At 68.2% G+C, this 25,767-nt stretch carries 20 protein-coding genes and 5 pseudogenes; 14 read left to right on the top strand and 11 right to left on the bottom strand.

Annotated elements, in window-relative coordinates:
- Positions 1 to 166: 166 nt before the first annotated feature.
- A pseudogene (locus tag AB0B50_RS44105) lies at positions 167 to 1,616 on the bottom strand (NF041680 family putative transposase).
- 539 nt (positions 1,617 to 2,155) lie between these two features.
- Here AB0B50_RS44105 and AB0B50_RS44100 point away from each other — a divergent pair.
- From AB0B50_RS44100 to AB0B50_RS44085, 4 genes and pseudogenes are all read left to right on the top strand, one after another.
- Positions 2,156 to 2,611 (top strand): hypothetical protein, encoded by a 456-nt coding sequence (locus AB0B50_RS44100; protein ID WP_362343600.1) that lies wholly within the window; start codon positions 2,156 to 2,158, stop codon positions 2,609 to 2,611.
- Positions 2,612 to 2,653: 42 nt separating this feature from the next.
- On the top strand, positions 2,654 to 2,854 hold the full coding sequence (locus AB0B50_RS44095; protein WP_362343597.1) for a hypothetical protein: 201 nt from the start codon (positions 2,654 to 2,656) through the stop codon (positions 2,852 to 2,854).
- 13 nt (positions 2,855 to 2,867) lie between these two features.
- A pseudogene (locus AB0B50_RS44090) lies at positions 2,868 to 3,056 on the top strand (ISKra4 family transposase); the annotation flags it as partial.
- Between the two features lie 187 nt (positions 3,057 to 3,243).
- Positions 3,244 to 3,479, top strand: a pseudogene (locus tag AB0B50_RS44085) (deaminase); the annotation flags it as partial.
- A gap of 272 nt (positions 3,480 to 3,751) precedes the next feature.
- On the opposite strand, the gene AB0B50_RS44080 reads toward AB0B50_RS44085, so the two are convergent.
- Positions 3,752 to 4,243 (bottom strand): DUF6326 family protein, encoded by a 492-nt coding sequence (locus tag AB0B50_RS44080; protein ID WP_362343594.1) that lies wholly within the window; start codon positions 4,241 to 4,243, stop codon positions 3,752 to 3,754.
- 162 nt (positions 4,244 to 4,405) lie between these two features.
- Here AB0B50_RS44080 and AB0B50_RS44075 point away from each other — a divergent pair, with 162 nt between their 5' ends.
- The gene (locus AB0B50_RS44075; protein WP_362343591.1) at positions 4,406 to 5,548 is read left to right on the top strand and encodes a sensor histidine kinase; all 1,143 of its coding nucleotides are present in this window, start codon (positions 4,406 to 4,408) and stop codon (positions 5,546 to 5,548) included.
- Positions 5,545 to 6,201 (top strand): response regulator transcription factor, encoded by a 657-nt coding sequence (locus tag AB0B50_RS44070; RefSeq protein WP_362343589.1) that lies wholly within the window; start codon positions 5,545 to 5,547, stop codon positions 6,199 to 6,201. Before AB0B50_RS44075 ends, AB0B50_RS44070 begins: the two co-directional genes overlap by 4 nt.
- A 1,339-nt stretch (positions 6,202 to 7,540) precedes the next feature.
- Here AB0B50_RS44070 and AB0B50_RS44065 read toward each other — a convergent pair.
- Positions 7,541 to 8,302, bottom strand: a complete 762-nt coding sequence (locus AB0B50_RS44065) for a peptidase S1 (RefSeq protein WP_362343586.1) — start codon at positions 8,300 to 8,302, stop codon at positions 7,541 to 7,543.
- A gap of 506 nt (positions 8,303 to 8,808) precedes the next feature.
- On the opposite strand from AB0B50_RS44065, the gene AB0B50_RS44060 reads away from it, so the two are divergent.
- Positions 8,809 to 10,191, top strand: a complete 1,383-nt coding sequence (locus AB0B50_RS44060) for a serine/threonine-protein kinase (RefSeq protein WP_362343583.1) — start codon at positions 8,809 to 8,811, stop codon at positions 10,189 to 10,191.
- A 725-nt stretch (positions 10,192 to 10,916) separates the two neighbouring features.
- Positions 10,917 to 11,522 (top strand): dihydrofolate reductase family protein, encoded by a 606-nt coding sequence (locus AB0B50_RS44055; RefSeq protein ID WP_362343580.1) that lies wholly within the window; start codon positions 10,917 to 10,919, stop codon positions 11,520 to 11,522.
- Positions 11,523 to 11,795: 273 nt separating this feature from the next.
- Here the strand turns inward: AB0B50_RS44055 and AB0B50_RS44050 are convergent.
- Positions 11,796 to 12,047, bottom strand: a pseudogene (locus tag AB0B50_RS44050) (transposase); the annotation flags it as partial.
- 29 nt (positions 12,048 to 12,076) lie between these two features.
- On the opposite strand from AB0B50_RS44050, the gene AB0B50_RS44045 reads away from it, so the two are divergent.
- Positions 12,077 to 12,526, top strand: coding sequence for a DUF6193 family natural product biosynthesis protein (locus tag AB0B50_RS44045; RefSeq protein WP_362343577.1), 450 nt, complete (start codon positions 12,077 to 12,079; stop codon positions 12,524 to 12,526).
- 192 nt (positions 12,527 to 12,718) lie between these two features.
- Here AB0B50_RS44045 and AB0B50_RS44040 read toward each other — a convergent pair whose 3' ends face one another.
- On the bottom strand, positions 12,719 to 13,150 hold the full coding sequence (locus AB0B50_RS44040) for a hypothetical protein (RefSeq protein ID WP_362343575.1): 432 nt from the start codon (positions 13,148 to 13,150) through the stop codon (positions 12,719 to 12,721).
- 41 nt (positions 13,151 to 13,191) lie between these two features.
- Positions 13,192 to 13,605, bottom strand: a complete 414-nt coding sequence (locus AB0B50_RS44035; RefSeq protein ID WP_362343572.1) for a hypothetical protein — start codon at positions 13,603 to 13,605, stop codon at positions 13,192 to 13,194.
- A 20-nt stretch (positions 13,606 to 13,625) separates the two neighbouring features.
- Between AB0B50_RS44035 and AB0B50_RS44030 the strand changes: the two genes are divergently transcribed.
- From AB0B50_RS44030 to AB0B50_RS44020, 3 genes and pseudogenes are all read left to right on the top strand, one after another.
- Positions 13,626 to 13,802 carry a hypothetical protein gene (locus AB0B50_RS44030; protein WP_362343569.1) on the top strand — a complete coding sequence of 59 codons (177 nt, stop codon included), beginning with the start codon at positions 13,626 to 13,628 and terminating at the stop codon, positions 13,800 to 13,802.
- A 16-nt stretch (positions 13,803 to 13,818) separates the two neighbouring features.
- Positions 13,819 to 14,382, top strand: a complete 564-nt coding sequence (locus AB0B50_RS44025) for a DinB family protein (RefSeq protein ID WP_362343566.1) — start codon at positions 13,819 to 13,821, stop codon at positions 14,380 to 14,382.
- 70 nt (positions 14,383 to 14,452) lie between these two features.
- Positions 14,453 to 14,683: pseudogene (locus AB0B50_RS44020) on the top strand (GNAT family protein); the annotation flags it as partial.
- A gap of 490 nt (positions 14,684 to 15,173) precedes the next feature.
- On the opposite strand, the gene AB0B50_RS44015 reads toward AB0B50_RS44020, so the two are convergent.
- The 3 genes from AB0B50_RS44015 to AB0B50_RS44005 form a co-directional block, all read right to left on the bottom strand.
- Complete coding sequence (locus AB0B50_RS44015; protein WP_362343563.1) at positions 15,174 to 15,614, bottom strand: hypothetical protein; 441 nt, start codon at positions 15,612 to 15,614, stop codon at positions 15,174 to 15,176.
- Between the two features lie 581 nt (positions 15,615 to 16,195).
- Entirely contained in the window at positions 16,196 to 16,378 is a 183-nt protein-coding gene (locus tag AB0B50_RS44010; RefSeq protein WP_362343560.1) for a hypothetical protein, read from the bottom strand.
- A 1,303-nt stretch (positions 16,379 to 17,681) separates the two neighbouring features.
- Positions 17,682 to 19,280 (bottom strand): FAD-binding protein, encoded by a 1,599-nt coding sequence (locus tag AB0B50_RS44005; protein WP_362343557.1) that lies wholly within the window; start codon positions 19,278 to 19,280, stop codon positions 17,682 to 17,684.
- 792 nt (positions 19,281 to 20,072) lie between these two features.
- Between AB0B50_RS44005 and AB0B50_RS44000 the strand changes: the two genes are divergently transcribed.
- Positions 20,073 to 20,303 (top strand): hypothetical protein, encoded by a 231-nt coding sequence (locus AB0B50_RS44000; protein ID WP_362343554.1) that lies wholly within the window; start codon positions 20,073 to 20,075, stop codon positions 20,301 to 20,303.
- A 477-nt stretch (positions 20,304 to 20,780) separates the two neighbouring features.
- Here AB0B50_RS44000 and AB0B50_RS43995 read toward each other — a convergent pair whose 3' ends face one another.
- Positions 20,781 to 20,993 (bottom strand): hypothetical protein, encoded by a 213-nt coding sequence (locus AB0B50_RS43995; RefSeq protein ID WP_362343551.1) that lies wholly within the window; start codon positions 20,991 to 20,993, stop codon positions 20,781 to 20,783.
- Between the two features lie 886 nt (positions 20,994 to 21,879).
- Positions 21,880 to 22,389, bottom strand: coding sequence for a hypothetical protein (locus AB0B50_RS43990; protein ID WP_362343548.1), 510 nt, complete (start codon positions 22,387 to 22,389; stop codon positions 21,880 to 21,882).
- 305 nt (positions 22,390 to 22,694) lie between these two features.
- Here AB0B50_RS43990 and AB0B50_RS43985 point away from each other — a divergent pair.
- Positions 22,695 to 25,767, top strand: a 3,073-nt coding sequence (locus tag AB0B50_RS43985; protein WP_362343545.1) for a hypothetical protein, incomplete at its 3' end; no start/stop codon positions are given.

The following is a 25,767-nucleotide window of genomic DNA, read 5'->3' as shown; positions in this document are numbered from 1 at the left end:
TCTCACCGGTGAGAACACGGTCTCCTGGCGCGACCCGACATCACCGGACCAAATCCGCATCACGGGATGAAACACCGGGAGAAAACGACCTCTAATAAGCGTCGCGGCGAGCCACACGGCCAGAGAGCCTCTGCTGTGGCTCGTGTGCCCCCGCTCAGCTTGTTCCTTATCCTCGGCCGTCACGTTCGGTGAGGGGGGCGGGGCGTTTGAAGGTCTTGCCGACGTCGTAGCGGGTGGCGGGTTGCCGGTTTCTGGTGCCAGGCGGGCGTCCGGGGCCGGGGCGGCTGGGTTTCGGTGCACGGGCCGGACACGCGAGGTGTGGGCGGATGTGCCGGAATCCGCGCCGGACGCGGGTCGGTGTCGGCGTCTCGCCGGGACGCGTGGTCTTCTCCCAGGGCTTGCGCTGGTCGACCGCGAGCGGTGCGGCGAGGCGGAGTTGGGTGTGTGCCACGATCACGAGCCATGTCCAGCGGTCCGCTGCCTGCGGGGCACGCAGCCGTGGCCGCGTCCAGCCGAGGGACTGCTTGAACAGGCGAAACGTGTGCTCTAGGTCGAATCTTCGCAGGTAGCAGGACCAGACGAAGTCGACGTCGTCCGGGGTGGTGCCGGTGACCGAGGACCACAGCCAGACCGGTGGTGCGTGCCGGTCGCCGGGCAGGTGATCGACGTTCAGCCGGATCAACGTGCCCTCGATAAGAGGGTTCGCTGTCGTGGTCGATCCACGCGGATCGCTGCTGCAGCCGGGGATGCAGCCGGTCCCATGCCTGGGCCTCGGCCTTGCCGTAACGGGGTGTGTCGTTCACCGTCACCACCGATGGCTCCGTCCAGGTCTGCGGCCTGGCGAGGCTGAACTCCTTGCCATGCCTGGGCGGCCGCCCGCCCTGGGGATAGGACTGGGCGTACTCCTTGAGCGAGGGCGCAGGCCCTCGCAGGACACGGTCCGAACGCAGCCGACCGACCAGTTCGACCGGCAGGTCGCGCAGCATCCAGGCCAGCCGCATCACGTCGTAGCCCGCGTCCATCACGATCAGGATGTCCCGGTCACCTGGCGGCCACTGCCCGGCCGCGATCAGCCGCTCGACCACGGCCCGCAGCTGGTCGGCGGTGACCGCCGCGGCGTCGTCGGCCGGCCCCAGCCGCACCGCGTCCAGGACCTGCGTCCACGAAGTGCGGTCCGGGGTGAGCACGGCGACGAACGAGTACGGCCAGCCCGGCACCACGTGGTCCGAGGAGCGGCCGTTGCGGCCGTGGACCAGGCAGAACAGTCGCTCCGGCGAGCAGGCAGCGTCCGACCACAGCCACGGCGAGACGTCCACCGTGAGCACGATCCGCCCGTCGAACCGCGGCAGCGGCAGGGAAACCAGCAGGTCACGCAGGGCGTTCGCGTCGAGGCGGCCGTGGTTCAGGGCCCCGTACAGTGAGCCGTAGCCACGCTGATGCTCGGCCAGCAGCGACAGTTCGACCGGTGTCCGGGTCGGACCGTCCGCACATAACAGCGCGTCGGTCAGTTCGAAGAACGCGTCCGTACGGGCAGACAGGCACTCGTAGAACGCCGTCCGAAAGCGTGACGGTTCCTCGAGCGCGTCCCGCCTGCCGACAGTCTTCGGCACACTCATCCCACGGCCTTCCTGGTGAACTCCCGTACTCCGTCGCAGAGTTGAGAATCACGAGGAAGGCCGTCCTCGTACCCTGCAGTCACTCCAAAGAGTGACCACGAAATCGGGGCGGATGTTAAGGAACAAGCTGAGGCGGTTGCAAGCACGCCGACGGCGCGGTGCCTCGATGTCTGTGCTTGCTGTACAGGGCGATTTCCCAGAGGCAGGTGCTCCTGGGTCCTGCCCCAGGAGCACCAGGTGTGAGTGGGTGGCGGTGATGTCGAGATGATCCGGAGGTGGAGCTGGTCCAGCTCCTCCTGGACACGCGGGTCCTGCTGATAGTCCAGGTGTCCCAGGATGGGCGGCGGCAGAGGATTGTCGGCAGCGGAGCTGTAGCGCAGGGGGTCCTTGAGGGGACCGAAGCCCACCTCCGAACTGTCCTGGGACGGTAGGCAAAGGGCGCGGTTCCTTTCGAGGGACAGTTGATCTGAAGTCATCCTGATCGGTGTGTGCTGGGACTGGCCGCGAGGGCCTGTCCATTCGGCGTAGCGTCAGTGTTCATGGTGTCTTTGTTCGCGTTGTTCGGTCCGCCGATGATTACGATCTTCCTGTTCGCCGTGGGCGCGATCCCGTATGCCTTGTGGGTGACCAGGAGGAAGCCCTCCCGGCCGGCACGCTGGGCTGCGCTCGGCAGCGCGGCAGCGATCGCCGCTTACGGGGCTGGGACCGTTTACGGGCTCGCCTTCACGAACCCGCTCGACGTGTGCGCGGACAAGACCGGCGGTGGCGTGTACAGGGAAGCGGGACGGGACTACACGCTGACATCAGTCGACGTGAAGGGATTCCCGCCGTCCATCAGCTGTCACTGGAGCAGTGGCTACAGCACTGAAGCGGTGTGGTTCTGGACGTCCCCTCTGCTCTATGCAGGTCTGGCCTGCGCTGTTGTCTGCTCCATCTGGCTCCTCGTCAACCGCGGCAAGGACCGAAACGCACGACCGCCCTACGAGACGCTCTGAGCTGGGGGGCCTGAGGCGCGAGAGGCCGCGATGCGGCGTCGGGTGGAGGAACTCCAGCCAGAGGCGGCGGAGTTGGCCTTTCAGCTGGAGAAGGCGCGGGAGGATCCGTCGCGGTTGGAGATCACACGGGAGACGGTCGTGCTGGTGCTGGCGGTGCTGTCGGCGGCCGAGAGCGGAGAAGGCGATCCGGTGGGGAGGTACTGGAATTCGAGGAGGCGTCGGTGCCCCCTGGCATCGGGGTGAGGACGGTGCCACCGTGGCGGGAGGGCCTGATCCGTACGTGGCCTCCCGCGGTGCCTTCGAATGCCTCATCTCGACGCTGGTCGGCGGCTCGGCTGCCGAGCTGTCTCTCGATGAACCGGAAGTCCAGCTCGCACAGTTGGGTCGCGAGCCGCTGCGGCAGTTGGTGCAGGGCCACCTCGATCGGCGCGCCAGGAAGGAGGAATGCGTCGGACCGGTCACCGGCGCGCGGGGGTGTTGGATGGTGTTGAAGTGCCGACGGATGGGTTCTGGAGCCGCAGATTTACCGGCGATGCCACCTGTGGCGCGAGCCCCAGAACGTAGCTGTGACACCAAGAGCGGCCATCGCAGCCGTCAGCTGATTGGCCGACCACAGGGCAGCGACCTCGACGTACCTCGCCTGGCTCGGCGAACAGCCCGAGGCCACCTACCTGATGGGGGCGAACACCTACCGCCTGATGTCGGGCTTCGCCACAGGCGAGGTCCCCAAGGGCCAAGACGGGTTCAGGCCCGAAGAAGAGGCGTCCGTCGACGAGCTCACGCAAGCGTCCAAGGTGGTGTTCTCCTCCTCACTCGAGGAGCCACTGACGTGGGCCAACACGGGCGAAGAACGCTGGTGCGCCTGGATCATGACCGGGGTGTTCGGTAGGGACTGGCGGACCTGATACGTCGGCTTGTCGTGGCGGGTGCCAGTGACGCGGACGGCGACGTCGCCGCGCTTGGGGTCGGTGTCGACGATGCGGTGGGCCTGCGGGCGCATTCGATGACCTGACCTGCCGGTAGGGGCCTTGGAAGGCCCCTACGCGACGTCCCAGTGATGGTTGGTGTCCGACCGCCAGGCGGCCCCCACCGCGGCACCGAGGCAGATGGCTCCGAACAGGACGGGGACTGCTCTTGGGCTCACGCTTGCTGCTGGGCGCGAACGGTTTCACGGTCCGGGCTGGTCGCCATGGTCGCCGACGGTGTGGTGCGGGGCCAGGTCCAGGCGTACCGCAGGATGAGGGCGAGAACGATCACCTCCAGTGCGACGCCAAGGCCGTAGAAGTACGTCCAGGACTCGCCCACCGCGTTGAATGCCGCGAAGGGGACCTGTACCGAGGCCACGGTGAGGTTCGTGATGCGGTTCGCCCGAGCGGGCAGTGTCATCGACAGCACGACCATGAGGATCGGGATCGCCATGAGCACGAGGAAGGCGGTCAACAACGTCTGGCTGATGTTGAACTCCCAGACGACGCCGGCCTCGATGTCATCGATTGCGCCGGGCTTGAACAAGGCGAGAATGTCCACGTAGACGTACAGGAACATGAAGCTTGTCCACGCTGCGGCGAGCTTGGCTCTCACCGGGATCCGCTGGTTTTCCAGTGCGCTCGTGGTGGGTTGACGCGTTCTCATCGTAGGCTCCGTTGTCGTGGTGAGGACTGGTAGGCCCACGATCGCTGAGCCCGGCGGCGGACACATCGGCGTCGAGGCCGGACCCGCATCGGCCGTTGGGAGAAGCGGCGTCTCGTTCTTTCGGTCGGTCCCCGACGCCTCGGCGGTCCCTAGGCTGGGTGTGTGACCACCAACGCCCTGAGCTCGCTGTGGGCCGAGCCCCGCGCCACGGACGCTCCCGAACGGGTGTCGCGCGACTGGGTGCTGGTCGGGGTGTCGATGGTGGCGGCGCTGCTCGAAGGAGTCCTCCGGGACGACGTCGCCTGGCGGCCGTTTGTGACGATCGTGGCGGTCGGACTTGCGCCGGTGCTGCTGTGGCGGCGTACCCACCCGTTGGCCTGTGTCGTGGTGGCCTTCGGCACCGCGATGGCGTTGGGACTGGCGAGCCTGCTGGGCGGGGCCCCGAGCGTGGGCCTCGACACGATGATCTACATCCTGGTGCTCGTCTACGCGCTGGTCCGCTGGGGCTCAGGGCGCGAGATCGTGATCGGGCTGGCGGTGGTGGCGGTCGCTGCGGGAATCGGTACGGTCGCCGACTACACCGAGCCGGCCGACGTCATCGGCGGGTTCGCCGTCCTGGCGGCGGCTGCGGCGGACGGAGCGGCGTTCCGCTACCGCGCCGAGAGCTGGCGCCGGGCGTTGGACCAGAGCCGCAGCCAGGAGCGGGTCGGCCTCGCGCGCGAGCTGCACGACATCGTCGCCCACCACGTCTCGGCGATCGCTGTGCAGGCGCAGGCGGGACGGGCGATGGCCGGGCAGCGACCTGAAGCGGCGCTCGAGGCGCTGGTGGTCATCGAAGGGGAAGCGTCGCGGACGCTCGCGGAGATGCGGGCGATGGTCCGGGAGCTGCGCGACGGAGCGCCGGCGGAGTGCGCCCCCCAGCCCGGCGTTGCCGACCTGGTGTCCCTCGCCCGACGCGCCCCGGTCCCGGTCGTCGACGTCGAGTTGCCAGATGCCATGGACGAACTTCCGCCCCAGGTCGACGCGGCGGTCTACCGGCTGGCGCAAGAGGCGCTGACCAACGCTCTGCGGCACGCCCGGAACGCCTCGCGTGTGGAGATCCGGGTCGTGGAGTGCGCGGGAAGGCTGCGACTACGCGTGACCGACGACGGACAGATCGACCCGGCACGGTCGGTGAACCACGGCTTCGGGCTGCTGGGGATGACCGAGCGCGCGCAGTTGCTCGGCGGCACGCTGTGTGCCGGGCCAGCGCCCGAGGGCGGGTGGACGGTCGATGCCGAAATGCCGACGAAGGTACGCCGATGACGGTACGCGTGCTGGTGGCCGACGACCAAGATCTGGTGCGCACCGGCCTGTCGATGATCCTTGACGCGCAGCCCGACATCGAGGTCGTCGGCCAGGCCGCCGACGGCCACGCCGCCGTCGAGCTGGCGCATCGGCTCCGCCCCGACGTGTGCCTGGTCGACATCCAGATGCCCGGGCTCGACGGCATCGAGGTGACCAAGCTCCTCGCAGGGCGGGGCGTCCCGGACCCGATCGCAGTAGTGGTGATCACGACATTCGACCTCGACGAGTACATCCAAGGCGCGCTCCGGGCCGGCGCCCGAGGCTTTCTGCTCAAGGACGCCGGGCCGGCGCTGCTCGTCCAGGCCGTCCATGCCGCCGCCGTCGGCGATGCCCTGATCGCGCCGAACATCACCCGGCGGCTGCTGGCCACCCTCGCCGCCAGGGAACCGTCGAGCCGACGGACCCAACCGATCGAGCCGCTCACCGAACGCGAGGAGGAGGTGCTGACGCTGGTCGCCCGTGGCCGCACGAACGCCGAGATCGCCGCCGAGCTATTCATCGGCTTGACGACCGCCAAGACCCACGTCGCCAGCCTGCTGACCAAAATCGGCGCCCGAAACAGGGTCGAGATCGCGATGTGGGCGTACGACACCGGCCGGGTGGGGGCCTGAGTTCAGGGCATGCGGCTCGGACCTCCTTCAAGCCTTGCAGTTCTCCCTGCTGCAGCAGGGACGGATCAGTCATGATCCATCGCAGAGTTCGGCGAGGCTTGGGCAGTGTCCAGTCCGGTGACGGCGGGACGATGCTGAGTCCCAGCTGTCGTACACAGGCGTTGACCGTATGCCGCGATCGCCTGCGAAGCACTGGTCCCGACCTCGCGGAAGACCTTAGGAGCGTTGCGGCAGCCACGCGATACCGCTGGTAGAGATACGTCTTGTAGTCGTCGAGCTTCGTGCGGCGCTCCCTCACCTCGACGAGTAACTCGCGGATATCGGAGGTGCGGGTGCAGCGGCGCGCTGCGTAGTGGTCGAGGCGGAGGCCGCAGTTGATGCCCCCCGTAATGTCCTTCCCTGAGCGCGGAGTTGTAGGACGGCGGCGTGTCGATTGAGCACGATGTCGACGACGCGGCGTGGTCGGCCACGGGAATCGAACATACCGTCACGCTGGGAGGGGGCTTGGTGGATGAGGCGGTGGGGCTTTCGATGCGGCCTGCGGTGCGTTGGCGGAGGTAGTGGTGGGCGAGGTCGAGGTTGTTTTCGACGTCGGTGATGACGTCGGTGAAGGGAGGGGCGGGTGCCGTGGCGGGCGGGGAGGGGCCGCAGTCGACGAGGGAGCGCGTCCGGCGAGTTGGGCGCTGTGGGTGCTGGTGAACAGTTGGGTGTCGGTGACGTTGATGCCGGCGTGGACGAAGGTTGCGGGGAGAGCGGCAGGGGGCTCTTTTCTCAGGACGGGAGGCATTTGCTCACGCCCGCTTTGGGAGTCATGACGCCCGCCGGGACTCGATGTGCCGGCGGGCGGTGTCCCAGACCTCTTCGAACTCCTCGAAGGCCAACCGCCGACAGTCTGCCCGTATCTGGCAATCTTGGAGGCCGCTGAACCATCTGGGAGGGGACCCCGTTGTGACCGAAGTGCTGCCCGGCTCCGTCAATGCCGACGATGCCGACCGCGAAGCTGTCGAACAGGAGCGGGCCAAACTGCGGGAGTTCGTCGCAGGCTGAGCGCGGACGACATCAAGTCGGGCGGCTGGTTCACGAAACTCTGCGCCCAGGCCCTACGGTCGTCAGGACTATTACGAGCGCCGGATCAAGGAGGGTAAGACCCGGCGCGAAATCGTCCGTTGCCTCAAACGCTACGCGGCCCGAGAGGTCTTCCACCTGGTCAGATGGCCACAGCCAGGACCCCGCTCATAGGGGCCGTGACACCTGAGACGCTTCTGGCGGTCTGGTGAGGGATGCGGCCCGGCCGCCTGGGACCTACCCTCCGGATGGCCGGGCTTTCGGCAGGAGGAGTTCAGGAGGCGAGGTGGAACCCTGCGCCGACGCCGCCGTTGGTGTTCATCTCGTCGATGATGCTCAGGATTGGCGAACTGTGCTGTGCGCCCCAGGCGTTACCTACCAGTGTCTGGCCGTCGACGACGGGAGCGCCGGAGTCGCCGCCGTTGGTCCAGATGAGGTGGTTGAACCAGATGCCGTTGGTGCCCAGCTTGATGCCGCAGGTGAGGCCGGTGCGGTGGCCCTGCTTGCACATGCGTGTGCCGTTGGCGGGCGGGGCGCCGAGCGAAGTGATGGTCACCGAGCCGACGGTGTTGGTGGGCGCGACCCTGGTCTCGTCCAGGTCGATCACCGCGTAATCCAGGCCCTTGGGGCCGGTGTTGAGGAGGTTGTTCGGTGTGCCGACGTACGTCACTGTGCCGATGGCGCCCGTTGTGAGGTCGGGGCGGCTGTCGGGGATCGGCGCCGGGGCCGCGGCGGTTCCGGCGGGAGAGCTGTCCAGATACACCTTCTCGCCGACCAGCTTGTTGCCCTTGTCGTCAATGAAGCAGTGGGCGTTGGTGAGGCCAACGAGGTTGCCGGTGTTGTCACGGCCGACGGCGGTGAGCGTACAGATGTAGTAGCTCTGGGGTGCCTCCGGAGTCGGGCTCAGCCGGAAGATGAGCCCGCTGCCGCCGCCGACGGGCGTGAGGGTGTCCGCACTGGCGGACGGGGCGGTGGCAACGGACATGCCCGCCGCCAGGAGGACGGCGAGGCCAAGGGTGCGCAGGGTTCGTAACATGCGTTCACTTTCCGTGTGAGGCGGGAGTGGCCAGATGGGCGATGACGCCATATAGGAACACGGCCGGACATCCGCCGCCATAGGGTTCTCCGCCAGCCGCCAGCCGCCAGCCGCCAGCCGCCAGCCGCCAGCCGCCACGCGGGTTTCATCGACCCGGACTCCGGGGCGACACGCGGTAGTTGAGCGATGCTGTGACCTCGGCCGCGATCGATAGGTGATGAGGCCCTCACTGGCACGGGCATGACCGACGTCACTGGGCCTGTATCGCTGCACACCACACGAGTACCGTCGGCTGTTCATCACCGATGCCGTTCTCAACGGGCTCCCACGCATCGCCCATGAGATCGCTGACCGCCAGGACATCAATGTGATTCTCGGATGCAAGGCCGTTCGCCCCGACGAGGCGGTCCCGGCGCCGTACGACGTTCCACCAGTCGGACGGCGGGAGCGTTACCGGGGTTCTGAACGCCAGGGTCCAGCGCGTGCGGCCCGGCTATATTCCATGCGTGGACGACGATCACGGGCAACTCCTTTCAGGGCGCTACCGGTTGAGCCGACTGCTCGGCCAAGGTGGCATGGGCGCCGTCTGGCATGCTCACGATGAGCAGTTGGGGCGGGACGTCGCCGTCAAGGAGTTGCGGCTGCCCGAGCATCTGGGCGAGCTCGAGCGGCAGAACTGGATCGCCCGGCTCGACCGGGAGGCCCGTGCCGCCGCACGGCTGAAGCATCCGGGGATCATCACGGTTCATGACCGGATATCCGGCCCGGATGGACGGCCCTGGATCGTCATGGAGTTGGTGGACGGCGGGTCCCTGGCCGACCTTATCGAGGCACGAGGCGCGCTCACGCCCGAGCGGGCTGCCGACGTCGGGCGGCAGGTGGCGGCTGCGCTCGGTGCCGCGCACCGAATGGGGATCACTCACCGGGACATCAAGCCCGCCAACATCCTCCTCGAAGAGGACCGGGCCGTCCTGACCGACTTCGGGATCGCCGCCCTTGAGGGAGACGCCACCCTCACCGCCACCGGCATGATCATGGGCACGCCTGCGTTCATGGCGCCCGAGCAGGTCCGGGGCCTGCCTGCGACGGCCGAGTCCGACCTCTGGTCTCTGGGGGCGACGCTGTACGCCGCCGTGGAGGGCCACGCCCCGTTCGCCGGAACGGCCCCGAGCGCGGTCCTGGTCGCCGTCGCGACGGAGCCGCCGATTCCGGCCGTGCGGGCGGGGGTGCTCGGCCCCGTACTCGACGGGCTGCTGCACAAGGATCCGGCCGCACGCCTGACCATGGACCAGCTGCAAGCCCAGCTCAACGGCTCCGCAGCACCAACGCCCGCCGCGGCAAGCCCCGTTGCGTTCGCACCTCCCACGATGCCCGCGTGGAGCCCCGCCGTGCGGCAGGTCGCGGCGGGACCCACCGCCGGACCGCAGCCCGCACCGCGTCGACGTTTCTCACGGCGGGCCAAGCTGACCACGGCGACACTGGTGTTCGTGCTGGCCGCGGTTGCCGCGTCCATCCCCTCCATGCGGGACAACAAGACGTACGAGGCCAACCGGAGTGCGGCCGACGCCCTGACCGCCCCCACGGGCTTCTCCCGGTCGACCACGACCCGCGTCGACCAGAACCGGGCACAAGTGACGTACACGTGGCCTGACCCGTGCGTCAATCACTGCGCCAAGCAGGTCCCTCCGGTCGAGGAGTGGTTGAAGCGGCAAGCGGGCGTAGCCCGGGTCGACACCCTCGGGGCCGAACTCGGCGGCTGCCTCAACGACGAGTATGGCTGCCCCATCCTGGTCGAGCAGGCGTCGTCGTACAAAGACCCGACCCTTCAGAGCGCCGCACTCCAGACGAAGGGCAACCGGCTCTCCTTCCGGGTCGACGTGGGTCGATAGCCGTCGGCAGCTCTCCCGTGCACAGCGGCTGCGATCGATCGTGGGCCGACGGGACGTGGGCAGATGGGGTGTGGTGCTGCCGTGCCGGGCTCCGGCTCGTGACATCTCGGACCGGGTGTCTTGTCCTGCCTTCGCCGACCTCCAGCGTGGGATCACTGCCACCGGACTGCTCCGGGTGTGTCTCGAAGGTATGCGTGCCGTGAACTGGGCACTGTCTCACTGCTGACCGCTCTGACAGTCCAGTGGCGCGGAACAGCAGGCTCATAGGGCAGGAGGAGCTCTTTGGTGATCTCAAGTGAGCCGGTGCGGCCGGTTGTTGAGGGAGAGGTCATTCTTGGTGTCGACACGTACCGGGACGCCCATGTGGCGGCCGTGCTTTCCGTGGTGGGGGGCGGTTATGGACACCAGGTCCTTTCCCGCTTCAGCGGCGGGCTGTCTCGAACTCTGGGAGTGGGTCAGCCGGTTGGGTACGGTGCGCAGGGCCGGGGTAGAAGGGCCCGGACTTGGCCCGGCTGAGGGTGACGGCTGGCTCGGGCCGTTCGCGGGTGGGGCTGATCTGGGGCTTTGACCGATGATGTAAGCCTCCGGGTCCTCCGAAGGAGTGCCGCTCCGCCGTCCTGATCGACTGCAGCGTCATGGGTTTTCTCGTTGCTCCACAGCGCGGCCGATGAGTTCGTGGCTCCCGGCCGGTCCAAGCTCGTGACACCGCAGGAAAGGAAACCACCATGTCGGAGCTTCTCGTCGACTTCATCACCTCCCTCGACGGCCACGCATCGGGAGAGGGATGGCCCGGGTTCTGGGGCCTCGAGGGCCCGGAGTATCTCGCATGGCTCGGCGAGCAGCCCGAGGCCACCTACCTGATGGGGGCGAACACCTACCGCCTGATGTCGGGCTTCGCCGCAGGCGAGGTCCCGAAGGGACAGGAAGAGTTCAGGCCTGAAGAAGAGACGTCCGTCGACGAGCTCACGCAAGCGTCCAAGGTGGTGTTCTCCTCCTCACTCGAGGAGCCACTGACGTGGGCCAACTCCAAGCTCGTTCGCGAGGACGCCGTCGGGGCGGTCCGCGCCATGAAGTCGAGTGGCTCGGGGCTTCTCAGCACGATCGGCAGCCTCAGCCTGTGCCGGTCCCTGCTTCGAGCCGGACTCGTCGACCGCTTCCGGGTGGTGATGTTCCCGGTGATCACCGGGGCCACGGGCGAAGAACGCATCTACGACGGCTACCCGGACGTTGCCCTCGAGATGATCGAGCACCGCACCTTCGACGGCCGCATCCAGCTGGTCGAGTACAAGCCTCGCGTGCTCGAGCACCCGCCGCTCGGCGTCCCTGCGTGACGTCGCCCTGTCCACCGGTCTGGACGGCCTCCAGGCCGGCGCCGGCGCGCGCGGAGTAAGACCTCATAGGGAGCGAACGGCCAACGTCAGGATGCCCGGCCCGCCTGGCCCCGAGCCGTTGCAGGTCAGCCCACGTACACCCTCCCAGGCCGCAGTCTCTGCAAATCCACCTTCCGGCTACGGATGGGAACTGGAGCAGCAGTTGCGCAATATTCCGTCGAGGCGGCGCTGAACATGGTGATCTGTCAGTTTGCCGTTGACGTACGGTGATAGGCAGATGAGGAATGCGGCGAGTCCCGCGAAGGTAAGGAAGTGTTCGGCTTTGCGCTCGTAACGTCGGTGTAGACGGCGGCATCCGTTCATCCACGACATCGTGCGTTCGACCACCTAGCGGTGCCGGCTAAGGCGCTCGCTGGCTTCAACTCCGCGGCGGGCGATCTGCGGCACGATCTGTCGGCGGCGCAGCCAGCGGTACTGGTGGTCGACGTCGTATCCCTTGTCTGCATGCAGCTTGGCCGGTCGACGAAGAATTAGTCGGCGCACGGAACGGCAGAATGGGCGCATGGGATGGACAGATGGGCCGAGTGCTGCCGTTGGCGCCTGGGCCTGGTCAGGATGATGTCGTGGAGGCTGCGTGGCAGCGACTGCTCCATGAGGAGCAGATGGACATCAAACTGGTGGAAGCCGCGTATGCTGAGCCGTTTCTCCGGCCGCTCCATCCCTCAACCAGCCACCAGAGTCTGCACTTCAGCAGGTGTACTGGTGACTGGTCCTGGGATGTTCCATTCGTCATGCACCTTCCTGGCGGACGCTACCTCGTCGCTGGGCCGTCCCGTTTCCAGGCCGTCGAGGATATGGGCGCCTCGTCCACCTCGGCGCTGAGCGAAGCGAGACCACCATCGGGGCTCGCGGGAGGGCAGAGCGGGACAGCACAAGAGGCACGAGTCATCCTGGTAGGCCTCTGGGCCCGCATATCCACTAGACCTTGGCATGGGACCGCTTGAATCTCGGATCAATAGGGCTGGAGCCCTGAACTCATCCGGTACTTCCCGACTTCGGCCCCTGCTATGTGGTGCACATCGCCTTGCGACTCTTCTTCGAGTAATAGCCCTGCTTGTTCCGGTCCGTCGGCGGCAGGTACTTGAGCGGCCTCTCCCTGCTCTGCCCCAGTCCCTTGACCCCTGACTTGTTCAGGATCAGCCAGGCGTGCGTGGCTGCCTCGGGACAGGCGGCGGTGTTGAACTTGCACGTGGGGGGGCGTACTGCGGCAGTACACAGCCCGGGGTCCCGTAGGAGGCGGCCTTGTCGCACGTCACGATCAGCTTCGGGGACTCCCAGTGCCCGTAGCCGTCCCGCCATTCGCCCTTCTTGCCGTTCAGGCCGGGCGGGGCTTGCGTTTCGGTGACGGGTCGGCCGGAGAAGAACACCGGCATGCTCTTCGATAGGTCGTTGTCGGTGGAGTCGGATGCCTTGTCCACGTCGCCATTCCACTTGTGGTCGGCTGTTCCGGTGGCCATGTGGGGGTCGACCGGGTGGTTGCTGTTCATGCCTCCCTTCCAGGTGAGGTCGCCGAAGAAGTCGAAGTTCTGCCGCGCGTTATCGTCGCCGGTGTCGGAGCCGTCACTCACGCACATGGAGTCGAACCAGGCACCCGGGTTACCGGCACCCATCACGACCGCACGCTCATTACTCGGGAAGTCGTTGTACACCGGGTCGATCTGTACCCACCCTTGATGGCGTCGATCGGGCCGACGTTGTCCGCCCGGTCCACGGAGCGGGCCTGCACCACGTGGTTGCCGTCCGCGGCCGGTGTGGTGGTGAAGGAGGCGGTGTTGCTCGCGGCCGGGGCCGCCGGGGCAGCGGCCCTGGGAGCGCCGACGGCGGCGGACGAGTTGGCGTCAGGAGCATCGTCCTCGAACGGGTCGAGGCGGTAGTGCACATCCCGGGCGTCGGGCACACCGGTGTCCACGTCGAACTGGCCCTCGATCCCCTTGCCGCCGCCCCAGTTCTCCGGGTACGGCGCTCGCTCGGGATGCTCGTGTTGATCTCGGGCGGGAGCCTGCGGTTTTTGATCATCCGTCATGTCGGCGGAGGGGCTGTCGCATGTGGGTCAGTGAACCCGACCCGGCCGGCCGGGTTGTTGATGCCGGGCAGCCGCTCGCGGCGGCGCGGCCCGAAGGGCGCTTCAGTCCCCAGCGCCATCTCTCGGTGTGGCAGGTTCTCGCGGCCCCGGCCGTCGACGGCGTCCGCGCGGGCCGCGGCCAGGTCTCCGTGGTCTGATCTGTAGTGTGCGGACATGACAAGAAGTGAGCGGCTCGCGGACCAGCTGGACCGGCACTGGCAGAAGAACCTGCGGCCGCGGCTGCATGGTCTTGCCGATGAGGAGTACTTCTGGGAGCCGGTGCGTGGCTGCTGGAGCATCCGCCCACGTGGCACGTCGGCCGCACCGATGTCGGAAGGTTCGGGGGAATGGACGATGGACTTCGCGTGGCCTGGCCCGGAGCCGGCGCCGGTGACCACGATTGCCTGGCGGCTGGCGCACGTCATCGTCTCCGTGCTGGGCTATCGGGTCGGATGGCACTTCGGCGGCCAGGACGTCGAGTCCGAGACCTTCGCCTACGCGGGGACCGCTGACGAGGCGCTGAAACAGCTCGATGAGATGTACGGGAGATGGAACGCGGGGGTCCGCGAGCTCTCGGACGCCGACCTGGAGAATCCGCCCGTGGTGGGTCCCGAGCGGTTTCCCATGGAGGGCATCGTCCTGCACGTCAACAGGGAGCTGATCCATCACGGCGCCGAGATTTCCCTGCTGCGTGACCTCTACCGCTGGCGGGACGAAGCCGTACCGCACCGAATGTGACTTTCCGGTAAACGGCGATCGGGCTTCGGAAACCTACGTGGGCTCCGTGACGCTCCGTGGCTGCGAACTTCAGCGCGACCGCGGGTACTGGGTGGAGGCGGCTGGGGCCCTGTGTGAGGGGGGGGCTGGGCCGCCCCTCGCTGTCCACCACATCGGGTGGTGAGTCATGGCGGGGAACATCGGCTCGTGTGCCGTTGCCGAGAGACTCGGCTTCACCGTCGAAGGGACACTGCGCAATCGCGGGATCGCCAACGACGGTAAGCCGCATGACTGGTGGGTGGGCGGACTGCTGAGGCCCTGACGCTCGGTCCGGTGCTCGGCCAAGGACGCACCGGCCAAGTGGTCGGTGCGTCCTTCTGCTTCGGGCTCCCCGCTCCTTCAGGAGGAGCAGCGCGCGGGACTCCTCGCAGTGCGGGCAGGCGATGGTGCTCACGGGGGCCGTCTTTTCTGCAGCGCTGAGGAGTTGGGATGTGAACGCTTGGGCCGGGTGGGTGCTCGGCCACGGTTGTGAGCGGCCTGATGTTTGAGGGACATGCCTCGGAGGGGTGGCCGGTGAGTTCCTGGCAGACGGCCTTGCCGTTGTTGGGCGGGTCTTTGTGCGCGGCCTTGGAGTACGGCCTTTGTGTCCATCGTGGAGGGGGCTGGGGCGGGACTCACGGCGTGGCTGTCGTGGAGGAGTCCGGCAGGCGCGTTGAACGGTGTGGGCTGGTCGGTGCCGTGTCCTTACCCGAACGTTGCTGCAAGGGCCGGGAAGGGCGTGGGCGCGCTCGGCGGCAGGGGTGTCCGTAACGTCACTCGTTGTTGAGGACTTTGGTGGCGGCCTGGCTTTCGCGCTGGCGCAGGGAGCGCCATTGGTCCGCTGGCTGTGGGTTGGCGTCGAGCCAGCGCTGTTGCAGCGCGGCGAGCCTGGCGTACGCGCGCTCCAGGTAGCCGGTGGCGTGTTTGCAGGTCACGTCGGCGCGGGCCGCGGGTTGTTCGGGAAGGGGGGTGTCGGGGTGCAGTGCCGCTGCGAGCCGCTGTGGGTCTTTGGCGGTGGTGAATCCCGCCTGTCGCATGCAGGAACGCCAGCGTGCCGTCGCTTCGCGGAACGCGGAGTCCTTTCCCAGCGTGCGCAGTGCGTCGCGCTCCCCTTGGTCGAGTTGCAGTCGCAGAGTGAGATCGCGTCGCGGCCCACCCGGGCCCAGGAGCTGTCGCTGGGCGTCGGCCACGCAGCCCGTGGCGGGCCGGCTCACGCTGATGTCCTTGTTGTGGGCGGAGATCCTGAGTTGGGGGTCCCCGTAGAGTGCCCGGCCGAATACTTTCCACGGGGGCGTTCTGTGGGCTGCGTGCCGGGCCGGTCGGCGGAGTCCGCCGGATTGAGGGTCTCGATGCCGAACTGCGCAGGGCCTGAGCCGGCGTCTGCCGAGGCCGTGGCATCGAGGGGAGGTGCCTGATAGCGGAAACCGTGCTTGGCCATGCAGCGGGTGATCAGGCGCTGTCGGGCCTGGTGCACGCGGCGGGAAGCAGCGGTCGATGTGTTGTGCAGCAGGGGATGAAAGGGAAGCCGGGAACGCAGTACGGCCGGCTCAGGAGCGGACCGCGGTGCCAACTGTCGGGCGGGCGGCGGCTTGCCGTCGTGCAGCGCCCAGACAATGGTCCCGGTGAGGACGAGGAGGGCGAGCGCCAGAGCGGTGATACCCAGCCTGCGGCCCACTTTCAGCGGGGGCATGGCAGATCTTCTCTCCGTAATCCGTGGTCGGGGTGCGATGAGGAGTGGCGCCGGAGGGCGGCGGTGTGCGGCACACCGCCGCCCCGTTACCTGCGAGGCGTTCGCTCAGTAGCAGTTCCCGCTGTTCTTCAGCAACCGAAGCGAGCTGGCCCTGTTCCGAAAGTCCGGGTGGACGTAGTTGACCTCGGATCCGGCTTCGACGCAGAGCAGTTGCCCGCCCCAGTCGTTGCCGATCCCGGTGTAGTAGTGGCTCTCGTATCCGCTGTTGCTCGAGTTGCTGAAGGACACTCCGTTGTTGTGCACTCTCTGGCCACCGCCCGCACGGCTGGTGAACTCGTTGAAGGTGTCGTTGCGGAAGTCGGTGTCGTTGCGGAAGTCGGTGTCGTTGTTGAAGTACGAGTGGCGGGCCGAGTCGTTGAGACCCTGGTACGACCCCTCTCCGACCGGAACCCGCCGCCCGCAAGATCTGCCATGCCGTCAACCGCAGCTTCACCTCACTAGAACGCGCCACTTATCTCCAAGGCCCGGTAGGCCGTTCCCCCTGCCGATCGTGACCACTGGCCAAACCGAAGCCAGCCCGCTCCGAGTACCGCGCCCGGCCCGTCGCGGCCCGCTGCCCCTGTTCCGGGCGGTGCGCCGTGATCTGACGGCGGGGGAGCGGGCCGGTCACCGCTACGGCCCCGAAGCAGTCCGCGCCCTGGAGGTCGCGCCCGCACCGGTAGGCGCGGCAGTCGGCGGTGCGGTGGTAGCGGCGCCCGCTCTGGGGGTGGACGACGGAGTCGCTCCAGTCCAGTTCCGTCAGGCTTCCCGGGGTGTCGCTTACGCCCACTCGGCTCGCAGTTTCGGTGGTGCTTCCGGCTGCTCTTTGGTGAGTTTTTGGGGTCTCGATTTGGTGTGGGAGATCCATACGCCGGGCTTGGTCTCGGTCCGGTCGGGCGGGGTCTGCAACGTCTTCCGCGGTACTGGCCGGTCCGAGCCCTCCCGTTCCGTTCGATCCATTGTGTGAGGGCTGTCAGGCCGCGTCAGCCGTTCCTGCTGCTCGGTCGGGAGCAGCTGCCAGGTGCACGTTTGTTTCTGCCGCTGAGGCCAGTTGCCGAGGGTTCCTGCGGAGGTGCGGTTCTCTCGGTGGCGTTCAGCGGCGTTCCCGCCCCAGGTATCGGCGATCGAGGTCACGCAGGCTGGCCACTGCCGGGAGCGGGTGAAGTCGGCGCTGTAGTGCTCGGATCGGTGCCGGGTGCGGGCCTGCCGGTAGTGGCGGGCGTCGCGCTCCGGTGTTGTGGATAGGCCGTAGGTGGGCCCTTTGCCTGAATCTCCAACGCGCCTTTATTTGCAGAGTGTTGAGCCCTTCGGGCGGGTGCTGGCGGACCTTTCGTATGAGCACGCCGCGGACGGGCAAGGCCCAGCGGACTTCGGCGAAGGACGGTGCAATGGTGTCTCGCCCTTTTGACCGTGATGCAGGGGTGCCCACGGGGGAAGGGCCCGATCATGGGCCGGCTGGTCATCCACCGGTCTCTCCCCGACGCCGACCGCTTCGTCATCTTGACGCTCGTCGGTGAACTGCATGAGCTCCTCGGTCTCGAGCGATGCCGTTTCACCTGGGCGGGCGGATGGACAGCGCGTGGTGGAACTCGTTGCGCGGATCCCAGCGGGCCTTGATGCGCTGCAGGCGCGGATAGTGCTGCTTGTAGTACAAGGTGTGCCACGGTGTCCCGGACGTGTTGAGGTCCGGGTCGGCGAGGTCGGTGTCCGGGTAGTTGACGAACGAGCCGTCACTGACCGCGCCGGGTACTGGGACGCCGCCGGTGTCGGCGTACATGTCACGGTAGAGGTCGCGCACCCATCCCAGGGCGGACCGCGCGGCGTCCGGGTTCTGCCAGGTGGTGAGGTAGATGGCCTTGAGGACGGAATCCCGTTGTGCCACGGCCGTTTCCCCGGGCACCACCGCGTTGACCTGCCCTCCGTAGGAGACCAACCACACCGCGCCGTCGACCGCGCCGCCCGCCTCGGCCGACAGGTGCTCGTGCAGGACGCCCAGCTGCCGATCCGTGAAGCACTGCCGCAGGTAGGCGGCCTTGGCCTTGAAGAGAGCCGGCTCGCTTTCCTGGACGGCCGCGGCCGCCAGGAGCCATGGCCGGTTCACCACGGTCCGCGTGGGCCGCGCCCGCACTCCGGCCCCGACCGCGGCCACGTAGTCGTCGACCAGGCGCTGTGCGTCGGCACCTGGGGAATGGACCTGGCCCACGAGCTCGATCGTGCCGGACTCACGGTGGTTGAGCATCAGCAAGCTGAACAGGTCGGTGTAGGGGGAGCCGGGCGCACTGTTGTGCTCGTGCCAGCCGCCGTGGTTGCCGACCAGGCGGGTGAACGACCGCCGGTCGAGGTCCTTCCAGGACCAGGAGGCGCTGAAGGTGAGCACGGACGCCGGTGCGCGGGGCAGTAGCCGAGCGGGGTCGGAGCCCTTCGTGCCGGGCGAGCGGAACCAGTAGCGCGTGACGACGCCGAAGTTGCCGCCCCCGCCCCCGGTGTGCGCCCACCACAGATCGCGGTGCGGGTCGTCGGGCTCCCGCGTGGCGACCACGCTGCTCGCCCGCCCGCGCCCGTCCACGACCACGACCTCCACGGCGTACAAGTGGTCCACGGACAGGCCGTACCGGCGCGACAGGGCGCCGTACCCGCCGCCCAGGACGTGACCGCCGACCCCGACCTCCGCCGTGGCGCCCGCCGGAACGGTGACGCCCCAGCCGAGGAACAGCCGCTGGTAGACCTCACCGAGCAGGGCACCCGGCTCCACCGCGAAGGCCCGCCGCCGCGTGTCGTAGGAGACGGAGGCCATGGGGGACAGGTCGATGAGCGCCTTGACGGACGGGTCGTCGACGAAGTCCTCAAAGCAGTGCCCTCCGCTCCGCACGGCGATGCGCCGCCCCTCGTCCACCGCTTGCTGCACGGCGTCGACGACCTCCCGGGCCGAGGACGCCACACGTACGTAGTCGGGAGCGCCGACGAAACGCGCGTTGCTGCCTCGGCCGGTCAACGACGCGTACCGTGTGTCGTCGGGGCGGACCGTCACCGCGCCCGGCGCGCCGGTACGCGCGGCGGCAGCCGTCGCGGTGCCAGGTAAGCCCAGCCCCGCGGCTGCCCCTCCGAGCGCGGCGGCTCCTGCAAGGACGCCGCGTCGTGTCACTTCTGCCATCGTCTGCTCCCACCGTTGCCGGCGCCGGTACCGGCGCCGGAGGGCTGACATCGCATCACGGGTCAACGATCAACGACGCAACGGCGCCGGACATCGTGCGTGGTGACCAACCGGCCGTCCGCCCTTGTATGTACGACGTCCCCTCCTCCCGGACGTTGTGCTGTCCATGCGCATGCGTGAGGACAGGCTCGAACCGTACGAAACGTATGAACCGTACGGAGAGGTCACGCGGACACGTGTCATGGCCTGCGGCGGTGGGGCGATGGCGCATTTCCGGAATCCGGTCGCGAGGTGGCTGTGCCAGAACCACCGGGGTGTGGAGAGATCTCGGTTCCCGCGCAGTCCACTGACGGCATAGAAGGACGGGCTTCATCCGGACCGATGTGCTCGCCGGTGTCGGGGGTGACGGGGACAACGTTCTTGCCGTCCGGTCCGACACGTTCACGGCCTCGTTCGCGAGAGGACACGGGTGTGTCGTACGGCCTGTTCGGCAGGCCGGACCGTACCTGGGGGAGCTTCAGATCAAGATCACAGGCTGGGCTGTGTGCGCGGCGCTACCGCGAAAGGTGTAGCAACCGCGTGCCTACCGCGGGGGTTTCATCGTCGATGGAACCAACGGTGGACGCCGGGTACGGCCCGGGCCCCCGGTGTCGGCAGTCAGCAGTCGGCAGTCAGCAGTCCGCCGTCACTGCCGGTGAGCGCATGCGGGTGGTGGGCCGGTAGCGGGGCTCGTGCGGCTTGCGGAAGGGCCGACCGTCTCCGGCCACTGGATGGAATCGATGGGGGAGGAGAGTGCCTCTGGACGGGGGACACGTGCGGCTGGGCGTGCTCGGTGCGAGCCTGGTAGCCGCGCTGGCGCTGGTGACGGCCTGCGGGGCCGGGGCGGAGAAGGCCAAGGAGTCGCCGAGAGGCGTGAAGGGCGCACCGAACTCGGCCGGTGCGGGTGTGGCCGGGCAGAGTGGCGAGGATGCCTCGGTGGCCGCCGGGACACCGCCGTTGAACTGGCGGCGAACGGCGGGCTGAAGGCGCTTGAGCCCCGGTGGTCGTTCAACCCACAGGAAGGACGGACGTACGGGAATCTCGGGCAGCCGAAGCGATGGGGCGCCAACGAGCCAAGCCGCGCCGGTTCGGCGGCCAGAAGCTTGTCCTGACCGCAGGGCATACAACCGGCACACCGTGCGGCTCAACTCCGGGCGGCCGCAGACACGGTGGAGCCGGTGGCCCCACGACGAAGCTCAGGACCACAGAGGAAATCTCCCGAGTGGGTGAAGAACGCGGAGCCACTGACAGGGCCGCACAGCGCTCACGGATCCGGCCCGTCACCGGGTAGCCCGGAAATTCACGACCCGGCCCCGGGCGATTCGAGAGCTCCGGCGAGGCCGGCGGACAGACCATAGCCGGGGCTTCATCCGGTCGTCCTGTCAGCTGCCACCGGCGCTGGACCCAGGGCCAGGGCCGGTGGCAGCGGGACTGGGGCGGCGACGTCGAGAGTGCGGTGCGTCAGGAGGCTGTCGTCCGGGGCCGTTTGAGCACACGGACGGTGACGGCCAGTTCGACGCGGGCCTCGGCGTAGTCGGTCAGGAGCAGCTCGGCGACGCGGGATCCGGACAGGTTGTCCGCCGTGCCGCGCTTGACGGCCGCATCCCAGTGCACGCGGTCGATGCCGACGTTCTTCCCCGCTGCGGTCCGCGCTGTGTGCGAAGCGCAGGACATCGGGCCAGGCCGGTCGTGCCGGGCGCGGCACCGCCATCTCCGCCAGCAACAGAGCGGCATCCACCGCCTGCGTTCCCGCCGGGCACCGCACCGCCGCCAGGATCGCCCTTGACCCAACATCTATAGCGATCGTGAGCTCCGGCCGTCCCACGCTCCCGTCGTCGAACAGCGCGAGCACGTCCAGGCGGATGGTGTCGATCTGGACCTGCTCCCCGGGCCGCAATGCCACGGGCGGGGTGAACCTACGCCCGCCGTCGGTGACCGGCACCGTCCGTACCCGGGCGGCCGGATGGTCCGCGGGGTGTGCGAGCTCATGGACGAGCCGGTAGAACGTGGCCCGCGATGGCATCGCGACCGTGCCCTTGTGCCGGTCTTTGAGGAACCGAGCGACCAATGGCATCAGCCCTTTGACAGCGCCCTTGGAGCGTCCCTGCTGCCCGCGCAGCACGCCCTGGACTGCGGCCACGCCCCGCTCGTCCTGCCGCCCACCGCCACCACTGCGGCCCCGTGTGACACGGTGGCCGACGAGCCCCCACAACCCCTACTTGCGATACGCCAGCCGCATGCGCTGCACCGTCTTCTCCGCCACCCGTCCAAAGCCCAGCGCGGTCAGCTCGACAGTCATGGCCCGTCCCCGCTCGGCCAGCGTCCCGGTGAAGAACCTGTCGGCGGGCCCGGCGATTGCGTCGGTGCCGGTGCCGGTGCGGCGGTTTTCCTGGCGGACCGGTCAGCGTCACCGGCCGGGGCTGGAGCGCCTGGTGACGACCGGTCGGCGGGGTGCAGCAGGCGGATATCGAGATCGTCTTCATGAATGTGGCCGTGGTGCCCGGCGATGTGCCGGGCACCACGGCTGATCGGGGTGCCGTCCGCGCTGACGGGGCAGGTCTTACAGGTGCCAGTTGGTGAAGTTGCCGGTGCTGGGGATGCGGCTGGCGTACCACCACCGACCAATGCTGTCCTTGACCTTGAGCGTGACGTTGTAGCCGGTGTCACGGTGCACGAAGACCTTGCTGTAGGCCTTGCCGTGCAGGGACTTCCAGGGGGTGTAGTGCCCGGAGGCGGTGCGCATCCGCTCCCAGACCGCGCGGTCGGTGCCGATCACGTACACGGCCTTGGTCCCGTTCGGGTAGACGTAGTACTTCGGCGGGTACTGGCACAGGTAGTTCCCCCCGTAACCGGGGACATGGCAGGGCGCCGCCGTGCCCTGGGCCGGGGTATTGGGAGCTGCGGCAGCGCGCGTGGCTTTCGGCGCCTGTTGTGCCTGTGCAGCGCCGGCGGAGGCCATTGGAGCGGTCATCGCAACTGCAGCCAGCGCCATCATGGCCGTGGTGACCGCAATCTTGGGCTTGATCTTCGCGGGACGCCGTCCTTGCTCGGTCTGATACCTGGTGGTCACGGTGGTCCTTCCGTGGGTGTGACGGTGGTTCTTGCGGATGTTGCACAGCGGCCGGGGATATGGGCTCAGCCGCTGCGCACCCCCCCGGGTCTGGAGCGCCAGGGGCGGTCTGGCATCGAGTTCACCTTGCTGGGGTGTTGTTCATCAGCCCAGGTCGGTGGGGGTAAACAATCGGGTTCTGGACGGGTGGGGGTTCCAGGGATGGCCAGCGAGCGGCTTGTAGCGCCTGTGCCGGGTTCGTAGCGTGGCGTGCAGGTGATCATCCGGGGGTCTGGGGGATCTGGGTGGGGCGTAAGGAGAAGCCGGTGGATCCGGCGGCGGGGCCGGTGGCGCGGTTCGCGGTGGAGCTGCGCAAGCTGCGCGACGAGGCCGGGGGGATTACTTACCGGGGGCTGGCCGGGCGCACGGGGTACTCGGTTACCGCGCTGTCGCAGGCCGCCGCGGGGGAGAAACTCCCCTCCCTGGCCCTGACGCTGGCCTACGCCAGAGCGTGTGGCGGGGACGTAGAGGAGTGGGAGGGGCGCTGGCGGGCTGTTGTCCGTGAGGAGTCCGAGGCCGCGGCCGCCGACGAGGAACCCACCGATGCGCCCTATCGGGGGCTGGCCCGTTTCGAGGCCGGTGACGCGGATCTGTTCTTCGGCCGGGACCACCTGACCGACCACCTGGCACAGCTTGTCCGGCAGCATCGGGTCACGGTGGTCTTCGGCCCGTCCGGCAGCGGCAAGTCCTCGCTCCTGCGGGCCGGGCTCATCCCACACCTGCGCCAGACCAAGGAGAGCGGGCTGCGCCCGGCGGCGATCCGCATCCTCACGCCGGGCGCGCATCCCTTGCGTATCCACGCCGATGTCCTGGTTCCTGCGGCGGCTGAGGGGGAGACGTGGCTGGTGGTGGATCAGTTCGAGGAGGTTTTCACTCTCTGCCCCGATCCCGCCGAACGAGCCGAGTTCATCAACCAGCTGCTGGCCGCCAAAGATCCGCACAGCCGCCGGCGGGTTGTCCTCGGTGTGCGGGCTGACTTCTACGCCCGCTGTCTGGAGCATCCCGAACTCGCCGCGGTCATCGCGGAATCGAGCCTGCCGGTGCCCCCCATGTCCACCAGCGAGCTGCGTGAGGTCATCGTCAAACCGGCCGCAGCTGAGGGCCTGATCGTCGAGCGTGCGTTGACGGCACACCTGATCGAGGAGGTGGGAGGTGAGCCGGGGGCGTTGCCGTTGCTGTCGCATGTGCTGTTGGAGACCTGGCGCCGCCGCCGTGGCCGCACCCTGACCCTGCAAGCTTACGAATCGGCCGGTGGCATCCATGGTTCCATCGCCCAGAGTGCCGAGTCCGTTTACACCCAACTGGCCCCCGCCCAGGCCGAGACGGCCCGGCGTATCCTGCTGTGCCTGATCACCCCGGGAGACGACACCCCGGACACCCGCCGCCCCATCGATGTGAGCGAACTGGAGGAAGACCGGCGCACCGACACCCGCACGGTGCTCGACCTGCTGGCCCGCGCCCGGTTGGTCATCCTTGAGGACACCACCGTCGACCTGGCGCACGAGGCGCTGATCACTTCCTGGCCTCGGCTGCACGGCTGGATCGAACAGGACCGCGAACGCCTGCGTGCCCACCGCCGGCTGACCGAGGCGGCCAGGGCGTGGGCCGAACTCGACCAGGACTCAGGCGCGTTGTACCGGGGAATCCGTCTGGCAAGCGCCGAAGAACATCTCCCCCACCCCCATCTCACCAGCCTGGAACGCGCCTTCCTGAACGCCAGCGTCGCCGCCCGCGACCACGAACAACACGCAGCCGCCCGCACCACCCGACGACTGCGCCAGTTCTCCATCGCCGTATCCGGGCTGCTCGTCCTGGCCCTGACCGCCGGTGTGCTTGCCTGGCAGCAAAGCCGCGCCAGCGACCGGCAGCGCGCACGCGCGGTGGCCGCGCAACAAACCGCCATATCCCGGCAGCTCGCCGCACAGTCCTCCGCGTTGATGGCCACCGACCCCGACCTGGCTTCGCTGCTGGCCGTGCGCGCCTATCGCACCGCCCCGACCGGCGAGGCAACGACCAGTCTGTACGCCGCAGCAGACCTTGCCCGCCAGTACCACCTGCCCGCCTACGCCACCCCCGTGCTTGTGACGGCCTTCAGCCCGGACATACGCACCCTGGCCACTGCTGACGAGAAGACGGTGCGGCTGTGGGACACCGCGACGGGCAAACCCCGCCGCACCCTTACCGGCCACACCAGGGCTGTGTCCACGATGGCCTTCAGCTCGGACGGACGCACCTTGGCCACTGCTGACGAGAATGCGGTGCGGCTGTGGGACACCGCGACGGGAAAGGTCCGCCGGACTCTCCCCAGCCATGGTGACGTTGTGTCCGCGATGGCCTTCAGCCCTGATGCGCACACCCTCGCCGTCGGTGACGGTGGAGGACGGGTGCGGCTGTGGGGGACCACCACAGGCACGCTCCGGCGCACACTCACAGGCCACCCCGGTTATGTGTCCGCAGTGGTATTCAGAGCAGACGGGAACACCCTGGCCACCGTAGGCGAAGAGAATGGCGACGATGAAGACGGTCACGACAGGGCGATTCGGATATGGAACATGGTCGGCGGGAAGACAGAGAGCACTATCTCCACTTACCTTGCGGGATCTTTCCGTATAGCGGCATTCAGCAAAGACGGGCGCACCCTGGCCACCACTGGCTACGACGAAGCGGTGGAGCTGTGGGACACCGGGACAGGCAAGCTCCGCCGCCCCCTTACCGGCCACGCCAGGGCGGTCTCCGCAGTGGTTTTCAGCCCTGACGGGAACACTCTGGCCACTGCTGACGAGAAGGAGGTACGGCTGTGGAACGTGGACAACGGGACGCTCCGACGCAGCCTGCCCTTCCCCAGTAACTCCATCCTCACGACGGCGTTCAGCCCGGATGGGAACACACTGACCGCTGTCGCTGGGACAGGGGTCGTGCGGGCGTGGGACGTCACGGAGGGCCGACCTCGCCGTACTCTCACCGGCCACACCGGGGAGGCGTCCGAGGTGGTCTTCAGCCCGGGCGGGGACACCTTGGCTACCGCTGATGAGGATGCGGTGCGGCTGTGGGATGTATCCAACGGGAGGCTCCGGCGCACCCTGCGTGCTCCCGGCAATGACATGGTCGGAGGGATGGCGTTCAGCCCGGGCGGAGACGCACTGGCTGTCAGCGACGCCGGCACGGTGCGTTTGTGGGACAGCGCAACCGGCAGAACACGTCGCATCCTCACCGGCCACGACGGGGATGTGTCTGAGCTGGTGTTCAGCCCCGTCAAGGACATCCTGGCCACCGCTGACAGGGCGGCGGTACGGCTGTGGGATGTGACCGAGGGGAAGCTCCGGCGGACCCTTTCCTTCC

The sequence above is a fragment of the Streptomyces sp. NPDC041068 genome (assembly GCF_040647455.1).
Classification (GTDB): domain Bacteria; phylum Actinomycetota; class Actinomycetes; order Streptomycetales; family Streptomycetaceae; genus Streptomyces.
This window is presented reverse-complemented; position numbering and strand designations above follow the sequence as displayed.